We start from the raw sequence: 24,603 nt of genomic DNA, 5'->3' as shown, positions 1-24,603 counted from the left end.
ATGCTGATTCGTCGAGCGTATGTGTGGGGGCGCGGGCCCGCGGATGTCCGCATCGCGGGTGGCCGCATCGGGGACTGCGCTCCGGGATTGCCCTCGGTGCCGGGCGAGGACGAACTCGACGCCCGCGGCGGTTGGCTCCTCCCGGGCCTGCACGACCATCACATCCACCTCCGAGCACTCGCCGTCGCCGCCGACTCCCTTCAGACCGGCCCGCCGGAGGTCCGAACGCGTGAAGAGCTCGCCGCCGCGTTGCGCCGCGTCGACCGCGAACTGCAGCCGGGACGGTGGATCCGGGGCATCGGCTATCACCAGTCGGTAGCCGGTGATCTGGACCGCGATGCGCTCGACCGCATGGTGCCGCACCGTCCGGTCCGCGTGCAGCACCGTTCCGGCGCGCTGTGGGCGCTCAACTCGCCCGCGGTCGAGCTGGTCGGCTTGGACGACTGTGAGCTCTCCGGCGTGGAGCGGAACGACGACGGAAGCCCGAGCGGACGGATTTGGCGGTTGGATGCATGGCTCGCCGAACGGATCGGTACCGCTGAGCTTGATCTGGCGGCGGTGAGCTCGATGGCGGCGCGGCGCGGAATCACCGGTTTCACCGACGCCACTCCGGGGTTGTCGGACCATGAACTCAGCGCTCTGGCGGACGCGGTGCGCACCGGCGCCATCCGTCAGCGGGTGCACTGCATGGCCCCGCCGCTCGCGAGCGACCCGCTCGTCCCGCTGTTCACGCTCGGTCCTACGAAGCTGTTGCTGGACGACGACGCGCTCCCCGCCCTGGACGAATTCACGGCGCTGGTCCGGTCGGCGCACGCTGCCGGACGTCCGGTCGCAGTGCACTGCGTCACTCGCACCCAGCTCGTGCTTGCCCAGGTGGCGTTCGATGAGGCGGGCATCCGCCCCGGTGACCGGATCGAACACGGCGCCCTCGTTCCCGCCGATTCACTGCCCTGGCTGCGTGAGCGTGGCGTCGCCGTGGTCACCCAGCCCCACTTCGCGGTCGAGCGCGGCGCGCAGTATGCGGACGAGGTGCCGGCCGACGAGATGCCGGACCTCTGGCGGCTGCGGTCCCTCCGCGCAGCCGGAGTCCGGATCGCGGCGGGCACCGACGCGCCGTTCGGGTCTGCCGATCCCTGGTCGGTGGTACGCGCCGCCGCGGCGCCGCGCGGGCTGCCACAGGGTCCTGAGAGCATCCCGGCCTTCGAGGCGGTGCGGCTGTTCCTCGGCCGGTCCCGGGCGCCGGACGTGCCGCGGAGCATCGGCCCCGGCGAGGCCGCCGACCTGACGCTGCTTCGGCCACCGCCGGCCGAAGCCCTCGGCGAGCTGGCGGCCGGGCTCGGCTCCGACCTGGTGGCCGCCACCCTCGTGGCCGGAGAGCCGATCTTCTTGGCCGGCTGACCCGCGGTCAGACGGGGCGACGCAGCCGCGCCACGGCGCCGGGCTCCTTCCCCTCCCAGACCAGCTCGCCCTCGTCGACCAGGAAATCCGCGTGCGCCGCGGTCTCGGCCAGCGCCGCGATCCGCATCCGCCCGATCTCCGCCCACGGCCGGGCCCACGACATGCGCTCGGCGAGCTCCCACACGGTGGGCCGACCGAGCAAGTCCACCACGGAGAGCAGCTCGGCGTTGCGCTGCTCGTGATGCGAGTGCAGCTGACGGACGCGCGCGGCGAGCCCGGCGAAGCGGTACTCGTGCGCGGGAAAAGCCTCGTGGTCGTCGTAGCCGGCCACCGCATCGAGGGATTCGAGGAACCGTCGCAGCGGCTTGTCTCCCCGCTCCGGGTGCAGGCCGATATTGGGCGTCACCCGCGGCAGAACGTGGTCTCCCGTGAGCAGCAGCAGTGCGTCGGGTTCACGCAGGCACAGGTGACCGGGCGTGTGGCCGGGCGTCCAGATCGCGTGCAGCCGCCGTCCGGGCAGCGGTACCGGATCGCCGTCCTCCAGGAGGACGTCGGGCTCGGCCATGTCGTTGATGCCGGGCGTGCTCTCACCGAGCTGGGCGAGCAGTTCCTCGATCGCCTCGTCGGGAGCACCGTCACCGCGCATCCGCCGGCCGACGCGCTCCAACCGGCGCATCCCCGGCTCCCGTTCGATGCGCTGAGGCAGGTTGTCCCGCTCCGCCGGATGCATCGCCACCCAGGCGCCGGACTCGGCACGCAGCCGCCTGGAGAGCCCGTGGTGGTCGGGGTGGACGTGGGTCGCGACCACGCCGAGCACGTCGCCGACCACCGCGCCCGCGGTTGCCAGCCCGGCCGTCAGCGCCTGCCAGCCCTCTTCGGTCTCCCAGCCCGGGTCGACCACGACGAGCCCGTGGTCGCCGGGTACCAGGTAGCTGAGCGTATAGCGCAGCGGATTGTCCGGGATGGGCACCGGGACCGACCACAGCCCACCGCCGAGCCGTTCCACCGGTGGGACCACGCGCCGCGCCCAGGCCGCGCGTTGCGCCGTGCCGAGCACGGTGATCGCGGAGTCGTCGGACGCCGGAGAGTTCGGCATGGTTCATCCAGCCCCTTCAGTGATCGACGATCGGGGAGTCCCGTGCGGCCCACGGGGCTCCCCGATCAGACGGAACGCGCGATTCAGAGTTCTTCGCTCACCCGGCCGGCGCTGGAGGGCTCACGTCCGTGCTTCATCACCAGGGCGACGATGAGCCCCAGCGCCCCGGCGATGACGATCACCCAGGCCACGCCGACGAATGCGTGCCAAGTGCCCAGGGAGTCGAGCTTGCTGAGGTTGACGGTGCTGACCGTCTTGCCGCCGGCTTTGACCGTCAGGATCAATGGGTTGGCGTAGATGAAGGCGGTCACCACGGCACTGCCCACGGCGGCGGCCAAAGAGCCGAACACGGCGAGCATGCCGGCGCTGATGCCCTGTTGGCGGGGTGGCACGGCGTCGATGAGCAGGTTCGGCGAACACGCGTACATCACGCCGAAGCCGATGCCGAACAGGCTCGAGGTGAGGGCGAAGAACCAGATCCCGTGCTGGGACGTGGTCAGCAGCGACACCCCGGCCAGCAGCAGGGCGAGATAGCCCACGAGGGCCGGCTTGCGCGGCCCGCGCTTCGCTCCCCACCAGCCGGCCCCCGGCCCCGTGAGCATGCTCCATCCTCCCTGGAACAGGGAGGCGTGCAGGGCCACGCCGATCAGGCTCACGCCGGCCGCGAACCTCAGGCCGTCGTTGAGGCTGATGTGCAGGAACGCCACGGTCTGCGCCAGCGACAGATGGGTCTGCGCCGCCGCGCCCTTCTGGGCGGCGAGGATCAGTGTGTTCGCAGGCGGCGTCTCCAGCATGAGCGGTACCGCGTAGGCGATGGCGCCTACCGCGAGCGAGCCGAAGAAGTAGAGCCCGATCGTCATGAGGACCTTGGGATTGAGCAGTACCGGAAGGTCGATGATCGGTTCCGCGACACGCCGTTCCCAGGGCAGGAACAAGGCGATCAGCACGACTCCGGCGGCGAGGTACGGGAGCGAGCCGGACGAGGTCCAGCCCCAAGTGGGGCCGTTGCTCAGATAGACCAGGCACAGTGCCACTCCGCCGCTCAGGATGAGCGCGCCCAATACGTCGAGCCGCTGCTTGACGCGGTACTTCGTCTCGGGGACGAGCAGCGCCACCAGGACCAGCGTGAGCGCGCCGTAGACGAGCAGGAACCAGAAGATCGACCGCCAGCTGTTGTGGTCGGTCAGGTAACCGCTCAGCAGCGGGGCCGCGATCGCCGAGAGGCCGAAGCCGGTGACGATCACGCCGAGCGACATCGGGATGTAGCGGCGGGGGAGCAGATCGCGGAACAGGCCGTAGGACACCGCGACGTTGCCCAGCGACAGGGCCTGGAAACCCCGGCCGACCAGGAACAGCGCCCAGTCGTGGCCGACCACGCAGAGCACGGAACCGATGACGAACAGCGCGCCGCTGATGAGCAGCAGACGCTTCTTGCCCCACAGGTCGGAGGCCTTGCCGGCCAGCGGGGTGGCGACGCCGCCCACCAGGCCGAAGATGGTGGTCATCCAGCTGATGTTCGCGCCGACCCCGGGGAAGCTCGGTGCGATCAGGATGGCGGCCGGGCTGACCATCGAATACTGGAGTGTGGAGCACTCGCACAGCAGCGTGACCACGATGATGATCGTCCAGGTCTTCGCCTTCTGTGTCTCTGCGAGTCTTCCGGTCTCTATTTCCACCCTGGGGGCGTCGAGGACCATCCGTGTTCCCTTTCACTCGTCGTTGAGCAGGTGGTCACAGCGGAGCACATATTTTATATAGTATCAAGTCTCTATTCGGCGTCGCCCAGACCCCGCTCGAACCGCGGCGGGACCAGGACGTGCTCCCGGCGCAGCTCGTGCACGCTGCCGAGCCCGAGGGCCAGCAGGGTGGAGTCGATTCCGTTCCGCAGCACGTCGAGCACGTTCTCCACTCCGGCCTGGCCGTTCGCCGCCAGTCCCCAGAGGTAGGCGCGCCCGATCATGACCGCGCGGGCGCCGAGGGCCAGGGCGCTCACGACGTCGCTGCCGCGGCGGATGCCGCCGTCGAGCAGCACTTCGATCTGGTCGCCGACCGCGGCCGCGACGGCCGGCAGCGCGCGGATGGTCGCGGGTGTGCCGTCGAGGTTGTTGCCGCCGTGGTTGGACACCGAGATGGCGCTGACCCCGGCGTCCACCGCGCGTCTGGCCTCGTCGGCGCGGAGGACCCCCTTCAGCAGGAACGGCCCCTCCCACTGCCGCCGCAGCCAGGCCACGTCGTCCCACGTGGGCGGCGGAGTCTGCATCCACTGGCCGTACGCCGCGAAGAAGCCCGGCGCGTCCTGTCCGGGTTCTGACATATTGGGCACGGTGAGCTCGGGCAGGCGGCGGGTGCGGGCGTAGCCGAGCAGCCAGCGCGGGCGGCGCACCCCCTCCGGGGCGAACCTGAGCAGTTCCCGCGCGCTGAGCCGCGCGGGGATGTGCGGGCTGCCCCAATCCCGGCTGTGCGAGAAGGACCAGTCGAGGGTGAGGATCAGCCCGGCCGCTCGCGCGGCGCGGGCGCGCTCGACGCGCCGCAGGATGTCCTCGCGCCCGCCGATCCAGTAGATCTGGAAGAAGGTGTCGGGATTGGCGGCGACGACCTCCTCGATCGGCTTGCTGCCGAAGGAGCTCAGGCCCATCGCCGTTCCTCGTGCGGCCGCCGCCCGGGCGACGGCGACCTCCCCGTCCGGGTGCACCGCCTGGACGCCGGTCGGCGAGATGACGACCGGCAGCGCGATGGTCCGGCCGAGCACGGTCGTGGCCAGTTCGCGTTTGTCCGCGAGGCTCGCGGTCCGCGGCGCGAACCGCAGTTCGCCGAAGGCCTCGACGTTGTCCTGGAGCGTCACGCCCCGCTCGGATCCGGCATGGAGGGCGGAATACACCGAGGTAGGCAGCCGTCTGCGGGCGCGTCGCTGGGCTTCGGCGACGGATTCGAACCATGCGTTGCTCATTGCAGGACCTCGTGTCTCGAGCAGGCGGGGGCGGTCACAGGGCGAGTCCGCCGTCCACCGGAATGACCGCTCCGGTCATCGCGCTGCTGTCCGGGCCGGCCAGGAACGCCAGGACGGCGGCGATCTCCGCGGGTCGCAGCAGCCTGTGTTCCGGCTGCTGCGCGGCGAACTCGGCGGCCCCGGACAGGCCGTAGAGGCGGGCGCTCTCGGCGAGGATCCCGGTGTCGGTCGAGCCGGGGCTGACCGCGTTCGCGGTTACCCCGGTGCCACCCAGTTCGGCGCCCAGCGCCCGGATCAGGCCGGCGACTCCCGCTTTGGCCGCGCAATAGGCGGCCAGTTTCGGCAGACCGCGGGTGGCGGCGGCCGAGGCGACCGCGAGGAACCGTCCAGAACGCGGCGGCGGCCGGTGAAGCAGCGCCGGGATCGCCGCCCTGGCGAGGTTGACCACCCCGCCGAGGTCGACGTCGAGCACCGCGCGTTCCCGGTCTTCCGGCACCTCCCAGAGCGGCGCGCCGCCCGCGATCACGCCGGCGGCGGCGATCGCGGCGTCCAACCCGCCCCACCGGTCCCGTGCCTCGGCGACCGCGGCCCGAAGCCCGGCGAGGTCGCGGACGTCGACGACGGCCTGCCGGACCCGACCCGGCTCCCCGGCGTACGACGCGGCCCGCGCCACGACGGCGTCGAGCTCCTGCTTGGTGCCCAGCGGGTAGGGCAGAGCCGGATCATCAGCGGCCTGATCCACGGCGAGCACCGCCCAGCCGCGTTCCGCCAGCGCGAGGACGGTGGCCGCGCCGATGCCGCGTGCCGCTCCGGTCACCACGGCCACCCGCCCGGCCCGGCCGCTCATCGCCGCGCCCCGGCGTACCGGCCAAGCCATGCCTCGACGTATCGGACGAGTGCGCCGCCCAGCTCGTTGAGCAGTTGCGCGCCGGCGACGGCGGTCGCCTTGGTGGGATCGCCCAGCACGCCCGACGGGCTGACCGCGCGTACGCCTTCGGCGCGCAGCCTCGGCATGATCTCGGCCAGCGGTCGGCGCTCGCCCGGTGCGCTCAGCTCCACCCGCACGATGGCGGGACGCAACGCCAGCAGCATCGCCGTCTCCTCCCGGCCCGCGTGCGCGTCACCGTTCTCCCAGTCGGGCTGGAAGAGCACCACGTCCCTGGATTCGGCTTGCAGTCTGGCGACCGCACGGCCGAGCGGTTCGGCGTTGCCTCCGTGCCCGGAGACGAACAACAGCCGCGAGAACGTCTCGGCGGCCGAGCGGCCCAGCTCCAGTGCGAGGTGCTCGGTTGCGTCCTGGCCGATCGAGAGGGTGCCCGCGAAGCCGGCGTGCTCCCCGCTGGAGCCGTACGGCACCAGCGGCGCGATCAGCACGTCCGGCAGTTCGGCGGCCAGGCGTTCGCACAGTGCCATGGCGATGTCGGCGTCGGTGGACAGCGGCAGATGCGGGCCATGCTGCTCGGTCGAGCCCATCGGCACGGCCAGCAGGGCGCCGCCGGCCGCTCGTTCGGCGACCTCGGGCCAGGTGAGCTCCGCCAGCCACATCTCAACGCACCGCCTCGGAGAATCCGGCCAGTGGACTCTCCTCGCACGTCCGTTCCGGCGGCCGACGGCCGATCGTGACCGGCACCCGTCCGCTCCCGGCGGCGCGTCCGTGCGAGTGGTCCGGCATCGACCGCGGCGCCGTGCCCGGTGCGACCGCGGCGAGCGCCGTCTCGCCGTGCCCGCGTACGCATTCCGGGTCGGGGCCGTCCAACGGCAGGCCGGTGAAGAACTTCGCCGCCATGCAGCCGCCCCGACACGAGTCGTAGGCCGAACACGCGGAGCACGCGCCACCGGTCTGCGGGCGGCGCAGGTCGGCGAAGAGCTCTGATTCCCGCCACACCCTCGCGAAGCCGCCGTCGCCGCGCACGTTCCCGGCCCGGAAGGCGTCGTGGATCGCGAACGGGCATGCGTACACGTCGCCGATCGGATCGACCAGGCACACCACGCGGCCCGCTCCGCAGAGGTTCAACCCCGGCGGCGCTTGTCCGTACCCTGCCAAGTGGAAGAACGAGTCGCCGGTCAGCACGCGTTCGCCGTGTTCGAGTAGCCATTCGTACAGCGCGCGCTGCTGGTCCGCGGTGGGATGCAGCTCATCCCACACGTCGGCGCCGCGGCCCGAGGGCCGTAGCCGGGTCAGCCGTAGCTGCGCGCCGAGCCGTTCGGCGATCTCCTCGAAGGCGTCGAGCTGCCCGACGTTGTGACGGGTCACCACCACGGACAGCTTGAATCCGGCGAAGCCCGCCGCGGCGAGGTTCTCCATGGCCTGCAACGCGGTCCGATACGAGCCCGCGCCGCGCACCGCGTCGTTGACGCTCTCGGTGGCGCCGTCCAGGGAGATCTGCACGTCCACGTAATCGCTGCCGGCCAGCCGCGCTGCCGTCTTCGGGGTGATGCGCACGCCGTTGGTGGAGAACTTCACTCCGACGTGGTGCGCGGTCGCGTAGTCGACCAGCTCCCAGAAGTCCGACCGCACCGTGGGTTCGCCGCCGCCGATGTTCACGTAGAACACCTGCATCCGTTCGAACTCATCGATCAGGGCCTTGCACTCCGCGGTGCCGAGTTCCCGCGGATCGCGCCGGCCCGAGGACGACAGGCAGTGCACGCACGAGAGGTTGCAGGCGTAGGTCAGCTCCCACGTCAGGCAGATCGGTGCCTCGAGGCCGTACTGGAACTCGTCAATCAGCGGTGCCATCTGCTCGCTCCTCGGGCCGGATCGTGCCGGACGCGGCCAGCGCGGCCAGCGCCCGCCGGTAGCGGGGTAGTTCGGCCGCCGAGATGCCGGCCGCGGCGCACGCGGCCCGTGCGGACGGCTGCTCGGCCAGGGCGAGGACCGCGGCCGAGAGCCTCGGGTCGGTCAGGAAGGAGAGCTTGCGCGTGCCGAAGTGATAGAGCAGCGCGCCGAACCGCTCCGGACGCAGCGAGACCCGTTCATCGAGCCGCCAGGCCTCGTCGAGTCCGAACTCCCGCGCCGGCCGGACGTCCGGCGCGGCGTCAGTAGACACCGCACATGCCGTCGATGGAGATCTCCTCGACCAGCAGGTCCTCGATCACGACGTCCGCCTCTTCCGAGCCGGTGTCTTCCTCGGTCCGCTCTGCCACGTCCGTCTCGTCAGCCATCTTCGCCCCTAGGCAGGATCGTCCTGGTCATCACGACATAGTGACCACTATGCTGGAGGTTAACGCCGCGTGCTTGCTGAATCAAGAGTCTGGATACAAGAGAAGGTATACTTTATAATCTCTGCAGGCGCGCCGACGGCGCCGCCGGAAGGAGCCGGGATGCGCACGAGCCTGTGGGCCCTCGTCGAGGAGAGGGCCGGGGCGAGCCCCGACGGCGAGATGATGGTGGACGAGCTCGGCCGGCGGATGACCTTCCGGGAGTACCGCGCCGCCGCGCTGCGCGCCGCGGCCGGACTGGCCGATCTGGGTGTCGCCGACGGCACCCCCGTGACCTGGCAGCTGCCCACCTGGATCGAGTCGGCCGTGCTCGTCGGCGCGCTCAGCCGCCTCGGCGCGGTGCAGAACCCCGTGCTCCCGAGCTACCGGGAGCACGAGTTGGCGTTCGTGACGCGGCAGACCGGAGCGCTCCTGCTCATCGTGCCGCCGACCTGGCGCGGCTTCGACTATCCCGCACTCGCCGAGACGGTCGCCGCCGGGCAGCCCGGATTGCGCGTGCTCGTGGTGGACGGCGCCCTTCCCGCGGGGGATCCCGCGCGTTTGCCACCGATCCCCGGCACGGGCGGTGTGCGCTGGCACTTCTACACCTCCGGCACCACCGCCGAGCCCAAAGGCGCCCGGCACACCGACGCCGGGGTGCTGGCCGGCGGCATCGGCATGGCCGGTCGGCTCGAAGCCACCGCCGAGGACCGGGCGGCCGTGGTCTTCCCCTTCGCCCACATCGGCGGCTGCACCACCTGGCTCACCGCCTGCCTGGCCACCGGATTGACCATGATCCTCACCGCGGCCTTCGACCCGGTCGCCACCGTCGAGCAGCTCGGCCGCGAGGGCGTGACTCTCGCCGGCGCGGGCACCGTCTTCCAGTTCGCGTATCTGGCCGCGCAGCGCCGCACCCCGGACAGGCCGATCTTTCCCGCGATCCGCTGTGCGCTGGCGGGCGCGTCCCCGAAGCCATCCACTCTGCATGCTGATATCAAGGCCGAGATTGGTGGCCTGGGAGTGGCGTCCGGGTACGGCCTCACCGAGGCGCCCATCCTCACGATGGGCAGTCCGCACGACCCGGACGAGGTCCTCGCTCGCTGCGAAGGACGGCCTCTCGACGGCGTCCGGCTGCGCGTGGTGCGTGCCGACGGCGGCGAGGCGGCTCGCGGCCAGGAGGGCGAGGTGCGGGCGAAGGGGCCCCAGGTGATGCTCGGCTACCTCGACCCCGCGCTGGACTCCGACGCGTTCGACGAGGACGGCTGGCTGCGCACCGGCGACCTGGGCCGACTCGACGAGAGCGGCAACCTGACCGTCACCGGGCGCATCAAGGACGTCATCATCCGCAGGGGCGAGACCATCAGCGCTCGGGAGGTCGAGGACTTGCTCGCCGAGCATCCCGATGTGGCCGAGGCCAGCGTCGTCGGGCTTCCCGACCCGGAAGCCGGGGAGCGCGCGTGCGCCGTGATCGTTCCCGCTCCGAATACGGCACCGACCCTCCAGATCCTGGTCGACTTCCTGCGAGCACGCGGCCTCATGCCGCAGAAGCTGCCCGAGTCGATGGAGACCGTTGTCGAGTTGCCGCGCAATGCGGCCGGAAAAGTCCTCAAGAACGAACTGCGCGACCGTCTCACCGAAAGGGTCCGCCGATGGGGCTGATGGAGGATTTACCCGGTGTGTCCCGCGCCGCGCTCGCCGTGTTCCTCTCTGACGCAGCCGGTGCGCAGGCGCCGCCCACCGAGGCGATGCGGATCTCGCTTCTGTCCGGGGGCCGCTCCAACCTGACCTACCGCGTCGACTGGGGCCCTCATCGCTGGGTCCTGCGTCGTCCGCCGTTGGGGCATGTGCTGCGGACCGCGCACGACATGCGGCGTGAAGCCCGCGTGCTCACCGCGCTCGCTCCCACCGCTGTTCCAGTGCCCGCCGTAGTGGCTCTGTGCGAGGACGAGGGGGTCATCGGAGCTCCCTTCTACGTCATGGAGGCGGTCGAAGGCCAGGTCCTGCGCACCGACGAAGATCTCGCGCGGTTGGACCCCCACACGGCGAGGGAACTCGCGTACGCCTTCGTCGACACCCTCGCCGACCTGCACAACGTCGAGCCCGCCGAGGTGGGTCTGGCCGACTTCGGCCGCCCGGAGGGCTACCTCGAACGCCAACTGGCGCGTTGGGCCGTCCAACTCGCCGATTCCCACTGCCGTACGGTCGAGGGCTTCGACGAACTGGCACGCCGACTGGGGGAGCGGCGGCCCGCGTCGCAGGGATATGCCCTCGTGCACGGGGACTACCGGCTGGACAACGTCATCGTCGACCCGGCCGAGCCGGGACGTGTGCGCGCGGTCCTGGACTGGGAGATGGCCACACTCGGAGACCCACTCGCGGACGTCGGGCTGTTCCACCTGTACTGGATCGGCTGGGCGGGCATCGACAACCCCATCGCCGGCACGCCGGGCCTGCTTCCGGCCTTCCCCGACTGGTCCGAACTCGCCGAGCGCTACGCGCACCGAAGCACCCTGAAGCTTGACGATCTCGACTGGTACATGGCGTTCGCCGCGTACAAGCTCGCCGTCATCCTCGAGGGCATCCACTACCGGCACCGCAACGGCATGACTGTCGGGGAGGGCTTCGAGGAGATCGGCGCCATGGTCCCGCAACTCGTCGAGCGCGGGCTCACCCACCTTCGCGGCTGACGCCCCGACACGAACGGACCGCCAGATGGACTTTTCCTTCGATGAGCGCACCGAGAAGTTGCGGGAGAGCCTCGGCACGTTCGTACGCACCCGCGTCATACCGGCCGAGCCGCTCTTTGCGCAGCCGGCTCCCGGCCCCGGCTCGTCCGGCTGGGGGCGTCCCGCGGCGATGGCCGAGTTGCAGCGCGAGGCGCGAGCCCGCGGATTGTGGAACCTGTTCATGCCACGTCGTTCTCCGCACGGCGCGGGGCTGTCGGCCCTCCAATACGCGCCCCTTGCCGAGATCACCGGCTGGAGCCCATGGATCGCACCCGAGGCGCTCAATTGCGCTGCTCCGGACACCGGCAACATGGAACTGCTGGATATGTTCGCCACCGAAGAGCAGAAGAGGCAGTGGCTCGAACCGCTGCTGACGGCGAGTATCCGCTCCGCGTACTGCATGACAGAACCCGCAGTCGCCTCCTCCGACGCGTCGAACATCCGGTTGCGGGCGAGGCGAGACGGCGACCACTACGTCCTCGACGGCCGCAAGTGGTGGGCCACCGGCGCCATGGCACCGGAATGCGAGCTACTCGTCGTGCTCGCCATCACCGACCCGGACGCCGAGCGGCGGCGGCGCCAGAGCATCCTGCTCGTCCCCAAGGACACACCCGGCGTCCGCGTGGTACGCGGCCTGTCGGTCTTCGGCTTCACCGATTCGGCCCACGGCGGCCACGCCGAGGTGCATTTCGACGGCGCCCGCATACCCGTCGGCAGCCTGCTGGGAGACGAAGGCGAAGGCGCGCGCCTCGCCCAGGCCCGCCTCGGCCCCGGACGCATCCACCACTGCATGCGCCTGGTGGGCATGGCCGAGCGGGCCGTGGAGCTGATGTGCGCCCGCGCCGAGGAACGCAGCGCCTTCGGGCGCCCGCTCGCGGACCACGGCGAGGTGCTGGCCTGGATCGCCGAGGCCCGGCTTCGGATCGACCAACTCCGCCTGATGGTTCTTCAGGCCGCCTGGCTGATCGACGAAGTCGGTGCGCGCGCGGCCCGCACCGAGATCTCCGCCATCAAGGTGGCCGCCCCGCCGACCGCCGAATGGGTGATCGACCGAGCCATTCAGGTGCACGGCGCGGCGGGTATGGCGCAGGACCTGCCCTTGGCAATGCTCTGGGCCCAGGCGCGCGGGCTGCGCTTCGCCGACGGCCCCGACGAGGTGCATCGCATGGTTCTCGGCCGACGTGAGCTCGACCGCCAACGACGTAGGCGCACGGGAGAGGACACGTGATGACGACGACCGGCCCGGCCGCCCCGGTACGACTGGAGCTCGATCACGAGCGCCGTGTGGCCCATATCGTTCTGGCACGGGAAAACACAGGCAACGCATTCGAGCTCGACTTCATCAGGGCCTTGCGTGATGCCGTTCGGCAAGTGGCGGACCTGACCCGCGACACTGCGCCCGGCAGCATGGCCGCCGTACTGCTGCGCGCCGAGGGTCGGAACTTCAGCGTCGGCGGCAATCTGCGTGAATTCGCAGCCCAGGGAGATGACGTCGGCCCGTACGTCAGGGAACTCGCCGACACCGCGCACTCGGCCGTGCTCGCGCTCGCCGGCCTCCAGGTGCCCGTCGTCGCCGAGGTGCGCGGAGCCGTCGCCGGGGGAGGGGTCGGCCTCGCGCTCACTGCCGACCTGATCGTGGCCGCGCGCTCCACGAAGCTGCGGCTCGCCTACACCGCCATCGGCCTGACCCCGGACTGCGGGACCTCGTGGTTCCTCCCCCGGATGCTCGGCGAGCAGCGGGCGCTCGACCTCACCCTCACCAATCGGACGCTCACGCCTGCCGAAGCCGAGCGATGGGGTCTCTTCAGTCGAGTCGTCGACGACGCGGATGCACCGCTCGTCGCCGAGGAGCTAGCCGGCACCCTGGCCGCCGGCCACGGCAGCGCACTTCGTCGCGCGAAGCTGCTGATGCGCGACAGAGGGCTCGCCGGATTGCGCGAGCGCCTCGAACTCGAGGCGGTACTCATCGCCGAAGCCGCCGCCCGGCCTGAGGCTCGGGCGGCGGCGAAACGGTTCCTCGGCCTTACGGCGCGGTGAAGTTCGGGGTGATCTCGGTGTAGTCGAGACCCGCTACCGGCAGTCCGTTCTGAACGCCGACGACCGCGGAGGAACCTTCCCAGTAGCCGGTCGGCGTTCCCTGGGCGGTGAGGGTTGTCGGTTCCTGATCGGCCTGCTGTGCCAGCACGGTGAAGGTGCCGTCCGGCACGGTGACCTGCCAGTTCTGCGGGTAGGTGACATGCGTGACGGGGCTGGTCCAGCTGCCCAGCGGCGTCTCGCTGATCTGGTTCGGGTTGAGGTTGACCGTGGAGCCGTTGGGGTGGATCTCGGTGCCCACGATCTGGGCCACCTTGCCGGTGGCGTCATGGATGAAATAGAGCATGTACTGCGTGCCGTTGGCGAGCTGCATGCTGAACCAGGTCCAGCCGCCGGTGCCCGGGGCGAAGTCGCCCCACTGGTGGTCCTGCCACGCCATGCCGGTCACCTTGACCGGAACGCCGTGGTCCATGACCGTCCCCGAGGCGTGCAAGGCCGTCTCGGAGTAGTAGTAGGACTGACCGAACGGCCCGTAGGGGATGAGGCCCCCGTTGCCGTGCAGCGCGGCGGGCGTGGACTGGTCGGCGGAGAGGCTGATGCCGTAGTTGCCGTCCTTGAACGCCGCCGTGAGCGTGTTCTGGCCGTTGACGCCGTGCATGTTCCAGCCGTTGACGGAGTTGTCGTAGCCGCCCCCGGGCGGGATGACGTCGGGCTGCTGTGCGTACTCGGACATGTCGGCCTCGTACGTGCCCCGGGTCAGGTCGGTGATGGCGAACTGGCCGTTGTACAGCGCGGATGCCGGCTCGGTGTTCTGGGCGTTGATCCGGATGAAGCTCAGCAGGAAGCCGTACCGGTGCACCTTGCCCGACGGGTCCACGCCGGTGAGGTGGCCGTTGAAGTACCACCACTCCATGACGGTGGACGGGTGCGGGCTCTCGTCCTGCGGCAGCGTGACCGCCGCCGTCGTGGCATGCGCCGGGCCGCCGGCCAGCAGCGCCGCCACGGTGAGGGGAACGAGGAGGAGCTGCGCAAGGCGCCTCGCCCTTGAGGTACCTGCACGTGATCGCATAGACTAGCCTCCGTTCATTTTGTATATTTCATTTAATATGTTCTGGTGCAGCCGGGAGCCTAACAGTGCACGAAGATCACATCAAGGGATCGGTGCATCCCCGGCAGCAACTGACCAAAAGTGGATATATGGCCGATGACGAGCCCGGCCTGTCCGCGCTCTACGCGTATCCCGACGGCGTGCGGCGATGGGTGCGCGCGAACATGGTGGCGTCGGTGGACGGCCTGGCCGAGGCGGCCGGCGTCTCGGCCGGCTTGTCCAGCCCCGCCGACCGGCGACTATTTCGACTGCTTCGCGGGCTGGCGGACGTCATCCTCGTGGGCGCCGGGACGGTGCGTGCCGAAGGGTACGGACCGGCTCGGGTCTGCCCGGAACACGCGCAAGCCCGAGCGGCCGCCGGACAACGACCGGCCGCCGCCGTCGCCGTCGTCAGCGCATCGCTCGAGCTGGATTTCGACAGCCGGCTCTACACGGAGGCGACGACTCCGACGATCACCGTGACCGTCGAGGACGCGCACCCCGACCGCCTGGCTCGCGCGCGTGCGGCCGGCGAAGTGGTGCTGGCCGGACGCGGTGGCCGTGTCGACCTCGCCGCGGCGATCGACATCCTCGCGGACAGCGGCCGCGGCAGGGTGCTGTGCGAGGGCGGGCCCACACTCCTTGCCGCCGTCGCGGCAGCGGACTCCTTGGACGAGCTCTGCCTTACCGTCTCGCCGCAACTGCGCGCCGGCGCCGGCCTGCGGATCCTGGTCGGCCCGGCCTTCGCGGAGCCGACCAGGCTGAATCTCGCCGCGCTGCTGACCGACAGCGGCTTCGTGTTCGCGCGTTACCTCGTGGCTCACCGCGGCGCATGACCCGGTGCGGCGTCCGGATGCGTCCGTGAAAAGTTCGGCGGCCCGCTGCGCGGTCGCCGGGCGCTCGGCATAGCCCGCCATGACCGTCGCGACGATCTCGGCGAGGCTCAGTCCCGGACGGTATATCGCCGCTGTCACCTCCTCGAGCGGCGCGGCCTCGCGGACCTGCGGGTCCGCCAGGGCCGCCGCGATTCGGCGCTGCCCGGAGCTTCGGCGTGCCGCCGCGGCTCGGCTGCCGGCCGGTCGGGTCGTGCGTTGTCGGTGACTGCCACGTCTCGTCCGTCCGCACTGTCGCGAGCTCGATCGAGCACGCATTATACAATATATACTTTGAGCGGTGTGGCCCGCGATGGAGGAGGTCTCGGAATGAGCGACACGCCCGGTCCGGTCGTGGTCGTCGGCACCGGCGCCGCCGGTCTCGCGACGGTGGAAGGCTTGCGTCGCCACGGCTACGACGGGCCCATCAGCTGGGTAGGCGCCGAGGCGCATCTGCCCTACGACCGGCCGCCGCTGTCCAAGCAGATCCTGACCGGCGCGTGGGAGGCCGACCGGATCGCGCTGTGCTCCGAGGAGCGGATCGGTGACCTTGACGTGGAGCTGCGGACCAGGAGCACGGTCGCTCGAGTGGACCTGCCGGGAAAGCTCGTCCACCTCGCCGACGGCACGACGCTGCCGTTCGGCACATTGGTCGCCGCGACCGGTGTCCGGCCGAGGACGTTGCCCAGCTTCAACGGCGTAGGCGGCGTGCACACCGTCCGCACCATCGACGACGTGCTCGCCCTGCGCGGTCGGCTCGGCCCTGGCCGCCGAGTCGTGATCATCGGGGGCGGCTTCCTCGGCACCGAGTTGGCCGCATCCGCGCGCACCCTCGGTGCGGAGGTCCATGTCTTCGAACCCGAGCCGACACCGCTTGCCGCCGTGGTGGGCATTGAAATCGGCGCGATGCTGGCCCGAGTGCACCGCGAGCATGGAGTCGACGTACGTACCGGCCCCGCCGCGCTGGTCACGGGACCGGACGTCCGCAGCACTGCCGTCACAGGCGTCGTACTCGCCGACGGCACCAGGATTCCGGCCGACCTTGTGGTGGTCGCGATCGGCTCGGTCGCGGCCACGGAGTGGCTAAGCGGCAGCGGAATCGACTGCGCCGACGGAGTGCGGTGCGACGAGTATTGCGCGGCCGCGCCCGGCGTCTACGCGGCCGGCGACGTCGCATCGTGGCAGCACGTCGGCTTCGGCGCCCGCGTGCGTCTCGAACACCGAACCAACGCCGGCGAGCAGGGCCAGTACGTCGCGAAACGAATTCTCGGGCTCGTCACGGAGCCCTTCAAGCCGGTTCCGTACTTCTGGTCCGACCAGTACGACCTCAAGATCCAGGCGTTCGGGCTGCTGCGCGGCTACGACGAGATCCGCATCGTCGACGGTGCGGTCGAGGACGGCGCGTTCCTTGCCCTGTATCGGAAAGGCCCGCGCCTGGCGGGCGTTCTCGGTGTGCGCAGGGCCCGCGCCTTGGGCGGCTGGCGGTCACTGGTCGCGGCGGGCGCACTGTGGAGCGAGATCGACGCGTCCGCCGTCGACACCGTAGCGCGGTGAAGCGTTGCGACCCTCCCCCCGGGTCGGGCTCGGGCGATGACGGGCGGGGCGTTGTAGCCCTCGACGTGCAGTGCCGGCTCGCCCGCGGGCAGTGCGCTGTCCGGGAAGGACACGATGAGCGTGCGTGTTTCGCCGGGGAGCAGCCACAAGTAGTCGGTGCGCGTCAGTTGGTTCGGCTGGTGGCGCTGGTAGCCGCCTCGGTCGGCGCGGCGGTAGCGGCCTGGGCGGCTGCGGCCCGCAGCTGGGCCAGCCGTTGTCGGGAGGGCAGCAGCACGAGGGCGAGCAGTACTCCGAGGCCGAACAGGGCTGCGGAGATGGCGAACGCGAGTGTGTAGCCGTGTGTGGCTGCGGCCGCTTCCGCCGTGGCCCGCGGAGTGGGGTGGGCGGCGAGGTAGCGGGCTGTCGCGGTGAGCGCGATCGTGCTGAGTGCGGCGGTACCTATGGAGCCGCCGACCTGCTGCATCGTGTTGACCAGGGCGGATGCTACGCCGGCGTCTTGGCGTCGCACGCCGGCTGTGGCGGTGTTGATGGCCGGCGCGATGATCATGCCGAAGCCCAGTCCCATGACGAGCAGGGCAGGTAGTACGTCGGGGATGTAGCCGGACGAGACGGTGAGCCGGCTGAGGTACGCCATCGCGCCGCCGCCGAGCAGCATGCCCGTGGCGATCAGTGCGCGGGGCCCGAGGCGGGGCAGCAGGAAGATGCTGGAGGTGTTGGAGCTGGCGAAAATGCACGCGATCATGGGCAGGAAGGCCAGGCCGGTGCCCACCGGTGTATACCCCTTGACTGTCTGCAGGTAGTAGGTCAGGAACAGGAACACGCCGAAGATCGCGATGCCGGCGACGCCGACGGCGACGTAGGCACCGCCACGGGTGCGGTCGAGGATCACCGACAGCGGCAACAGCGGATGGCGCGCGCGCCGCTCAGCGAAGGCGAACCCGGCCAGCAGCATCAGGCCGGCGGCCAGCGACCCGAGAGTGAGCGAGGAGCCCCAGCCCGCGGTCTCGGCGTGTGAGAACCCGAACACGATCGCGAACAGCCCGCTACAGGCCAGCAACGTGCCGGCCCAGTCCATGCGCGGCCGCTCGGCGGGACGGGGGGTGTGCATGAAGACCAGGGCGCCGGCCACGGCGATCGCGGCGAAGATCAGGTTGACGTACAGCGTCCAGCGCCAGTTCAGGTACTCGGTCAGGACTCCGCCGAGGATCAGGCCGACGGCTCCGCCCCCGGCGGCCACGGACCCGAACACTCCGAACGCCCGGCCCCGCTCGCGCGGTTCGTGAAACGTGCTGACCAGGGTGCCCAACGCCGCGGGGGCGAGGATCGCGCCGAACGCGCCCTGCAGCGTGCGGGCCATGACCAGCATTCCGAAGGAGACGGACGCCCCGCCCAGGGCCGAAGCGGCCGCGAAGCCGATCAGGCCGGTGATGAACACGGTCTTGCGGCTGAACATGTCGCCGATACGCCCGCCGAGCAGGAGCAGGCTGCCGAACGCCAGGGCGTACGCGGTCACCACCCACTGCCGGTCGCCGTCGGCGAATCCCAGGTCGCGTTGGGCGGAGGGGAGCGCGATGTTCACGATGGTCGCGTCAAGCACGACCATGAGCTGGGCGATGGCAACGATCACCAGTACCAGCCATCGGTGGTCCGCTCGTGGATCGGCTCTCATCGACTTCTGGGCGTCGGCGGGGTGTTGTGCCATTGCGGTTCTCTCCCCAGGATTTCGGCGGCCTGCGCCGCCGGGCGGCAGAGGCGATGAACAATCGCACCCGTTCACCGCACCGAGCAAGGCGGCCTGCGCCTGCAGAGCGGTCCCATGGCGTTCAGTGATCGGCGGCTTCAGGGTGAACTCCCGGCCGGGAACGCAGGTCGGATCCGTGCGGTGCCGCCGAGGTCTGGAACAACTCGTGTTCGGCAAGACACCGTCGACGGTGAGATCACACCCACCGCAGGGCCAGAAATCCAGCATACGCCGAGCGGCGCCGATCCGGACCGGGCTCGCGGCCGCCTCGGCGATGCCGCAGCTCGGGGGCGGCGCCGGCGGCAGGTCACACGATCGGCGGGCCGCCCTCGACCGGCTATCCGGCGGCATTCCGCACCGAGCCCGCGGACCGGAGGGCCCACCGCTTCGTTCAGCCGCCGCCGGGCCTGGACGCCGGGGTGGCGCCCTACTCGCCCTCATGATCGAAATCCGAGCCGGCCTGGCCCATTGCCACAACGGCGGGCCACCGCGTATCCGTCCGACGCGGATTCTGGGACCGTTTGGGGACCACACACTATGCGTGATCTTGAACGACCTGCGGGGGAGCGGCCGGCAAAACTGGTCCGCAGATGGTCTCCAGGTTCTGAGAGCGTCGAGCTGTCGCTCCGAAGCGGGCCGGCGTAGCAGCCTCGAGGCGACAGCTCTACACCAGGTGGCGGGGCGTCATCGTGCGGATTCCGTGGTCGCCGCGGCCGCGGCCGGGGAGGGGAGGGCGACGCCGTGCTCTCGCAGGAAGCGGTCCCGGCCGCGCAGGCCGATTCGGTTCATCGGGGGGAGCAGGCGGGGCAGCAGCCACGGGAGGCTTTCGACGGCTCGGGTCAGCAGGCTGTCGCTGTAGGGCACGTAGATCTCGAGGCGGCGGGTGCGCAGGGCGCGCTCGAAGGCGTCCGCGACGTCGGATGGAGTGGAGATCTTGCCGACGAAGTTGAGCAGGCTGCCGCCGTGGGTCGCCTCCTGCATGAGCATCGGGGTGTCGACGGCGCTGGGGTAGACCCCGGAGACCGCGACGCCGGTGCCGTTGAGTTCGGCGCTGAGTGCGCACAGGTAGGCGCGCAGGCCCGCCTTCGCCGCCGAGTACGCCGCCGAGCCGGGCAGTGCGATGATGCCGCCCATGGAGACCGTGGCCAGCAGGTGGCCACGTTCGCGTTCGGTGAAGGTGCGGGCGGCCGCGGCGATCACGTGGATCGGCCCGCTGAGCATGACGGCCAACTGCCGATCGACGACCTCGAGGGGGAGGTCGACCGCATCACCTGGGGCGATGATCCCGGCGTTGCAGATCAGCACCTCCAGGTCCTCGGCCCATTCGCCCGCGATGCGGGCGGCCAGTTCCGCGGTCGCGGCCGGGTCGCTGAGATCGCATTCGACGGCCTCGATGCCGGGTAGGCCGTCGAGGGCCTCGCTGACGGCTCCGGCGTGCAGGTCGACGGCGATGATCCGGTAGCCCTGCGCCGAGAGGCGTCGTGCCACCTCGGCTCCGATGCCGCCGGCCGCGCCGGTCAGCAGCGCCGTTCGGCGCCGGCGAGTGGTCGGGTTCGGGTCAGGCATGGGCTCTCGCCTCCGCTGAGCCGGCCGTCGCAGTGCCTGCGTCAGCTGAGCCGGCCTGCGCGGTGCGGGCCGCCGCGGGGGCCGGGGCGCCGGGTCGGATGTCGTCGTAGTACTGGTGGTCGAGGTCGGGCCAATCGAACCGGTCGCGCAGATCGGCGAGGTAGCTCTGGTAGGCGGAGGACTCGACGTAGTTGGCGTGCCGGGGGCTGTCGATGTAGTCGATGCCGCCGCGTAGGTTCGGGTAGTCGTTGGTCTTCCGGTGGCGCAGTTCGTCGCGGTGCTCCCCGGTCTCGCGGGCGCGGATGTCCATGACGACGAGCTGGGCCATCTCGTCGAAGCGCTTGTAGGCGGCGTCGGCGAACTCGATGAAGCCGAGTACGTAGAGGCTGTCGTGCGAACGGTTGAATACATTGAGGTAAAGCTGCGGATGCCCGTCCTTCCAGGCGAACAGGTCGGGGTCGAGGAATGGGAGCTTGTACTCGTAGCCGGTGCAGAGTACGACCAGGTCGAACTCCTCGACGGAGCCGTCCTTGAAGACGGCGCCGTCCGCGGTGAAGTGTTCGATGTCGGGCTTGGCGATCAGGTCGCCGTGCGCGAGATGGTGCAGCACCTGGGTGTTCATGATCGGGTGGCTTGCCAGGGCGTCGTGGTCCGGCGCGGGAAGCCCGAATCGGGTCAGGTCGCCGACGAGGGAGTCGATGAGCTTGTTGATATCCGAGGACAGGCTTACGCCCTTGGGCGGCTCGAGGATTCCGCTGACGACGGCGTCGGTGGGGAGGCCGGCGATGTGCTTGGGCAGGTAGCGGTAGCCGCGGCGGACGGACAGGAAGGCGCGGTCGGCGAGCCGTGCGGCATCGCTGGCGATGTCGACTCCTGAGTTGCCGGCGCCGACGATCAGGACGCGCTTGCCGAGGAACTCCTGCCCGGACCGGTAGGAGACCGAGTGTCTGATCTCGCCGCCGAAGGATTCCGCGCCCTGGATGGCGGGCGCATTGGCGTGCCAGGTCACCCCGGGCGCGGCGACGAGGCCGTCGTAGTCCAGGACGCGGCCGTCGGAGAGCGAGATCCGCCACCGGTCGCCGTCCAGCTCCTCGGCGCGCTCGACGCCGGTGTTGAAGGTGACTTTGCCGTAGAGGCCCCAGTCGCGGGCGAAGCCGCGGAGGTAGTCGCGGATCTGCCACCAGGTCGGGTAGTCGGGGAAGTCGGCGGGCATCGGCGCGCCGTAGAAGCCGCTGGTGTACTTCGAGCTGATGAAGTGGGCCGACTCGTACATCGGGGTGCCGGGGTTGTCGATGTCCCAAATACCGCCGAAGTCGCTGTGGCGCTCGAACCAGTCGAAGGGCACGCCCTCCTTCATCAGCGCGCGGGCCATGATCATCGAGCTGGGTCCGCCGCCGACGATGACGTATTTGCGGGTGTACGTGACCTTCGCGCGGGCGACGGTCGCGTCGGTGCGCTTGCGCAGATGGCTGACCGCGAAGGCGGCGTAGACCGCGGGCTTGGCCCGCCGGAACCAGAGCGCGACCGCGACCCCACCGCCGGCGACGATGACGAGCAGGGCCGGGAAGAGGTCGATCACCTTGTTCGCCGTGCCGGTCAGGGTGGCGTAATTGGCGACCGCCAGTGCCACGCCGGTGCCCAGACCGAGGAAGGCGATGACGGGTGCGACGACCCCGGAGAACCACGCCCGGTCCTTACGGCGCCAGAAGAATACGAGCACTGCCAGCGCCGTGACCGCCTGGACCGAGATGATTCCGAGGGTGCCGAGTCCGATGAGGCTCGCGGCGATGACCAGGTAGGGGTCTGCCCCGGCCAGCGCAAGAGCCCCGACGACCAGCACCGTGAGGGCCGAGACCGCGATGCTGGCGATGTGCGGGCTCAGATGGCGCGGGTGGTACTCGCCCAGCGGGCGCGGGAGAAACGCCTCCCGGCCGAGAGCGAATACGTAACGGCTGGCGGCGTTGTGCAGGGCCAGGTAGGAGGCGAGCAGGCTGGTGCACATGAGGACGGCGCAAGCGTTGTACAGGGCGGTGCCGCCGTACTGCTGGGCGAGCGCGAAGACGAAGTTGCCGACCTGCTGCTGGGCCAGCGCGGGCGCCTGGTCGCCGCCGGCGCCGCCGATGAGTATCAGCGAGGTGAACACGTAGAAGACCGCGATGACGCTGACGGCGGTGAAGGCCGCGCGGGGGATGCTGCGCTCGGGGCTCTTCGTCTCCTCGCCGTAGAGCGCGGCGGACTCGAAGCCCACGAAGCTCGTGAAGGCGAACATCGCCGAGATCCCGATCGAGCCGGTGAACACGACGTGCGGGCTGAATGCCTGCCACGGCAAGGCCGCGGCGTGCCGCTGTCCGACCGTGAGCACGTCGAGGGCGATGAGGACCGCGAACTCCAGGCACATCAACACGCCGAGAATCCGCGCGGAGAGATCGACGTTGCGATAGCCCAGAAATGCGACGATCGCGACCGAGACCGCCGTGCACACCCCCCACGGCACATTGATGCCGGATGTGGCCAGCACGAGCGAGGTGAAATAGCCGAACGCGGCGGGCAGCCCGATCGCGAGTGCGGCATAGCCCAGAATCGCGAGGTACGCCGACGCCGCGCCGAGCGGTTTGCCCAGAGCTCGTGCGACCAGCAGATAGAAGGCTCCCTCGTTGGCCACCCGCCGTGTCATCGCGGCGAAGCCGGCGCAGAAGCACAGCAGCACGACCGCTGCCAGCACGAAGACGGAAGGCAGCGCGATCCCGTTGCCGCGGATGAGCGCGAGTGGGACGTTGCCGACCATCGCCGCCATCGGCGCCGCCGCGGCGATCACGAGGAATACGACCCGGCCCGTGGTCAGCGTGCGCTCGCGTCCCGCTGACGGGCCGCTGGGTTCGGTGAGTGCTGTCGGCGACGGTATGGGCGACGGCGCGGGCGACGGTGTGGACATGGCGCGGACCTCCGTGGAGCGGTTGCGAGAACGGGGCCGGATACCGCCGTTGGCGGCAGGTTGTTTCCGGCATCGTAGATAGGTCATTTGATCTGGTCAACCGTCCAGATGGGCTGAACTGGCAAAACTCGCAGGATGGGAACTTGGCTGAGGTGTGTCCGGTGAAGCACGCGCGCGCCGGACCCCGCATGCTCGCGAGGTCCGGCACGCACGCATCGTCAGCCCGTCAGCCCGTCAGCCGCCGGAGGTGAACTGGACGACCTGCTGGTAGGTCGGCCGGTTCTGCCAGCTGGTCAGGGGGTGGCTGATCCCGCCCCACGGAACCTGCACGATGCTGTCCGCGCACCACTGGTTGCCCGCCGCACAGTACTTGTCCGCCGGGTAGACCGTGGCCGCCGACTCCTGCGAGGCCGCGGTGAGCGAGTTGAGCAACACGGTGCGGCACGCGCTCAGACTGCCGCCGCCGCAGTACTGGACCGGCAGCGGGGCCTGCACGCTCTGGCCGAGCACGCTGCGCAGATCGTCGCTGACGTAGCCCCACCAGCCGAACTGGAACGACGAGCCCTTGTGGGGCTGGTTCAAGTTGGACGAGGAGGCCAGGCCCGGGACGCTGATCTGCTGCCCGCCCGAGGGCGAGTCATTGGTCTGCATGTCCGTCACCAGCGCGTCGAACAGGCCCGTGCCCATGCCCGGTTGGAACTCGGCTTGCAGGAGCAGCGGCCACCAGGCGTCCATCAGCTGGATCGCCGCGGAGTTCTGGAAGGTCTGCGCGCCGGCCGCGGTCGGCAGGATTCTGCTTCCCGCGTTCATCCACGTGGTCAGTTCGGAGACCAGTTGCGCCTGGGCGGGGTCAGTCACCGGCTGACTGCCGATCACCTTCAACAACAGCGGTAGTACTTCCGAACCGCGCAGGTCGGTGGTCGCGGCGGTCTCCATAACCTGGATGAGTGATGTCTCGGTGAACTTGGCGCCGGTCGCGAGATAGTTCTTGATGCCGGTGTTGAGCAGGTCGACGCGCTGGACCGCGCCGAAGCTGTAGTTGCCGTCGGCGGCGCTGTAGCCCAGGGCCTGTTTGTTGTTCCAGCTGACGTAGTAGTCCTGGTCCACGGAGTTCGGGTGCGCGGAGGCCGCGGTATCCGACTCGGTGAGGGTGGTCGGATTCCAGCCGACCCACTCGTTCGCGGTGGTGCCCCACAGCGGCAGGTTCGGGTCGGTGCCCGCGGCCCGCACCGGGTTCTGGCCCGAGTTGAAGTACGCGGTGTGCGCGGAGTTGACGTAGAACCAGTTGAAGTCGTATTGCACGTTCGAGGCGGCCTGTTCGAACCCGGTCGTGGTGCTCATGAGGGTCGGATTGTTGAACATCATGAACCCGATCGCCGAGTCCGCCTCGTGCATGTACGTCGATCTCTGCACCGTGTACGCCACGGGTTTACCGCCGATCGTCGCCGTGTA

20 protein-coding genes are annotated in these 24,603 nt (G+C 70.2%); 7 read left to right on the top strand and 13 right to left on the bottom strand.

Going from position 1 to position 24,603, the window contains the following annotated elements:
• Complete coding sequence (locus VG296_RS21530; protein WP_325568378.1) at positions 1–1,398, top strand: amidohydrolase family protein; 1,398 nt, start codon at positions 1–3, stop codon at positions 1,396–1,398.
• Between the two features lie 7 nt (positions 1,399–1,405).
• On the opposite strand, the gene VG296_RS21525 is transcribed toward VG296_RS21530, so the two are convergent.
• From VG296_RS21525 to mftA, 8 genes are all read right to left on the bottom strand, one after another.
• Positions 1,406–2,494: an MBL fold metallo-hydrolase gene (locus VG296_RS21525; protein ID WP_325568376.1), complete on the bottom strand. Its 1,089-nt coding sequence runs from the start codon at positions 2,492–2,494 to the stop codon at positions 1,406–1,408.
• A gap of 83 nt (positions 2,495–2,577) precedes the next feature.
• Entirely contained in the window at positions 2,578–4,191 is a 1,614-nt protein-coding gene (locus VG296_RS21520; protein ID WP_325568374.1) for an MFS transporter, read from the bottom strand.
• Positions 4,192–4,262: 71 nt separating this feature from the next.
• On the bottom strand, positions 4,263–5,441 hold the full coding sequence (mftD, locus tag VG296_RS21515) for a pre-mycofactocin synthase MftD (RefSeq protein ID WP_325568372.1): 1,179 nt from the start codon (positions 5,439–5,441) through the stop codon (positions 4,263–4,265).
• 34 nt (positions 5,442–5,475) lie between these two features.
• Entirely contained in the window at positions 5,476–6,318 is an 843-nt protein-coding gene (locus VG296_RS21510; protein WP_325568370.1) for a mycofactocin-coupled SDR family oxidoreductase, read from the bottom strand.
• Positions 6,285–6,986: a mycofactocin biosynthesis peptidyl-dipeptidase MftE gene (mftE, locus tag VG296_RS21505; RefSeq protein WP_325568368.1), complete on the bottom strand. Its 702-nt coding sequence runs from the start codon at positions 6,984–6,986 to the stop codon at positions 6,285–6,287. The genes VG296_RS21510 and mftE overlap by 34 nt, the downstream gene beginning before the upstream one ends.
• Before the next feature lies 1 nt (position 6,987).
• Entirely contained in the window at positions 6,988–8,178 is a 1,191-nt protein-coding gene (gene mftC, locus VG296_RS21500; RefSeq protein WP_325568366.1) for a mycofactocin radical SAM maturase, read from the bottom strand.
• A complete protein-coding gene (mftB, locus tag VG296_RS21495; RefSeq protein ID WP_325568364.1) occupies positions 8,162–8,488 on the bottom strand; it encodes a mycofactocin biosynthesis chaperone MftB in 327 nt (108 codons plus the stop codon). The genes mftC and mftB overlap by 17 nt, the downstream gene beginning before the upstream one ends.
• Positions 8,478–8,603 (bottom strand): mycofactocin precursor MftA, encoded by a 126-nt coding sequence (gene mftA / locus VG296_RS21490; RefSeq protein WP_325568362.1) that lies wholly within the window; start codon positions 8,601–8,603, stop codon positions 8,478–8,480. Before mftA ends, mftB begins: the two co-directional genes overlap by 11 nt.
• A 159-nt stretch (positions 8,604–8,762) precedes the next feature.
• Between mftA and VG296_RS21485 the strand changes: the two genes are divergently transcribed.
• The 4 genes from VG296_RS21485 to VG296_RS21470 are packed head-to-tail and all read left to right on the top strand — an operon-like array spanning position 8,763 to position 13,402.
• Complete coding sequence (locus tag VG296_RS21485; RefSeq protein WP_325568360.1) at positions 8,763–10,298, top strand: class I adenylate-forming enzyme family protein; 1,536 nt, start codon at positions 8,763–8,765, stop codon at positions 10,296–10,298.
• Positions 10,298–11,326 carry a phosphotransferase family protein gene (locus VG296_RS21480; RefSeq protein ID WP_325568358.1) on the top strand — a complete coding sequence of 343 codons (1,029 nt, stop codon included), beginning with the start codon at positions 10,298–10,300 and terminating at the stop codon, positions 11,324–11,326. Before VG296_RS21485 ends, VG296_RS21480 begins: the two co-directional genes overlap by 1 nt.
• 25 nt (positions 11,327–11,351) lie before the next feature.
• Positions 11,352–12,593 (top strand): acyl-CoA dehydrogenase family protein, encoded by a 1,242-nt coding sequence (locus VG296_RS21475; protein ID WP_325568356.1) that lies wholly within the window; start codon positions 11,352–11,354, stop codon positions 12,591–12,593.
• Positions 12,593–13,402: an enoyl-CoA hydratase/isomerase family protein gene (locus VG296_RS21470; protein ID WP_325568354.1), complete on the top strand. Its 810-nt coding sequence runs from the start codon at positions 12,593–12,595 to the stop codon at positions 13,400–13,402. The genes VG296_RS21475 and VG296_RS21470 overlap by 1 nt, the downstream gene beginning before the upstream one ends.
• On the opposite strand, the gene VG296_RS21465 is transcribed toward VG296_RS21470, so the two are convergent.
• A complete protein-coding gene (locus VG296_RS21465; RefSeq protein WP_325568352.1) occupies positions 13,389–14,402 on the bottom strand; it encodes a lipocalin-like domain-containing protein in 1,014 nt (337 codons plus the stop codon). The genes VG296_RS21470 and VG296_RS21465 overlap by 14 nt on opposite strands.
• 194 nt (positions 14,403–14,596) lie before the next feature.
• Between VG296_RS21465 and VG296_RS21460 the strand changes: the two genes are divergently transcribed.
• Entirely contained in the window at positions 14,597–15,322 is a 726-nt protein-coding gene (locus VG296_RS21460; RefSeq protein WP_325568350.1) for a dihydrofolate reductase family protein, read from the top strand.
• Positions 15,323–15,688: 366 nt separating this feature from the next.
• The gene (locus tag VG296_RS21455) at positions 15,689–16,912 is read left to right on the top strand and encodes an FAD/NAD(P)-binding oxidoreductase (RefSeq protein ID WP_325568348.1); all 1,224 of its coding nucleotides are present in this window, start codon (positions 15,689–15,691) and stop codon (positions 16,910–16,912) included.
• A 163-nt stretch (positions 16,913–17,075) separates the two neighbouring features.
• On the opposite strand, the gene VG296_RS21450 is transcribed toward VG296_RS21455, so the two are convergent.
• The 4 genes from VG296_RS21450 to VG296_RS21435 form a co-directional block, all read right to left on the bottom strand.
• A complete protein-coding gene (locus VG296_RS21450; RefSeq protein WP_414641119.1) occupies positions 17,076–18,614 on the bottom strand; it encodes an MFS transporter in 1,539 nt (512 codons plus the stop codon).
• Between the two features lie 723 nt (positions 18,615–19,337).
• A complete protein-coding gene (locus VG296_RS21445; RefSeq protein WP_325568344.1) occupies positions 19,338–20,219 on the bottom strand; it encodes an SDR family oxidoreductase in 882 nt (293 codons plus the stop codon).
• The gene (locus tag VG296_RS21440) at positions 20,212–23,151 is read right to left on the bottom strand and encodes an amino acid permease (protein WP_325568343.1); all 2,940 of its coding nucleotides are present in this window, start codon (positions 23,149–23,151) and stop codon (positions 20,212–20,214) included. Before VG296_RS21440 ends, VG296_RS21445 begins: the two co-directional genes overlap by 8 nt.
• A 234-nt stretch (positions 23,152–23,385) precedes the next feature.
• On the bottom strand, positions 23,386–24,603 hold a 1,218-nt coding region (locus VG296_RS21435), incomplete at its 5' end, for a penicillin acylase family protein (protein WP_325568341.1).

The organism is Actinospica sp., assembly GCF_035552695.1.
Lineage (GTDB): Bacteria > Actinomycetota > Actinomycetes > Streptomycetales > Catenulisporaceae > Actinospica.
This window is presented reverse-complemented; position numbering and strand designations above follow the sequence as displayed.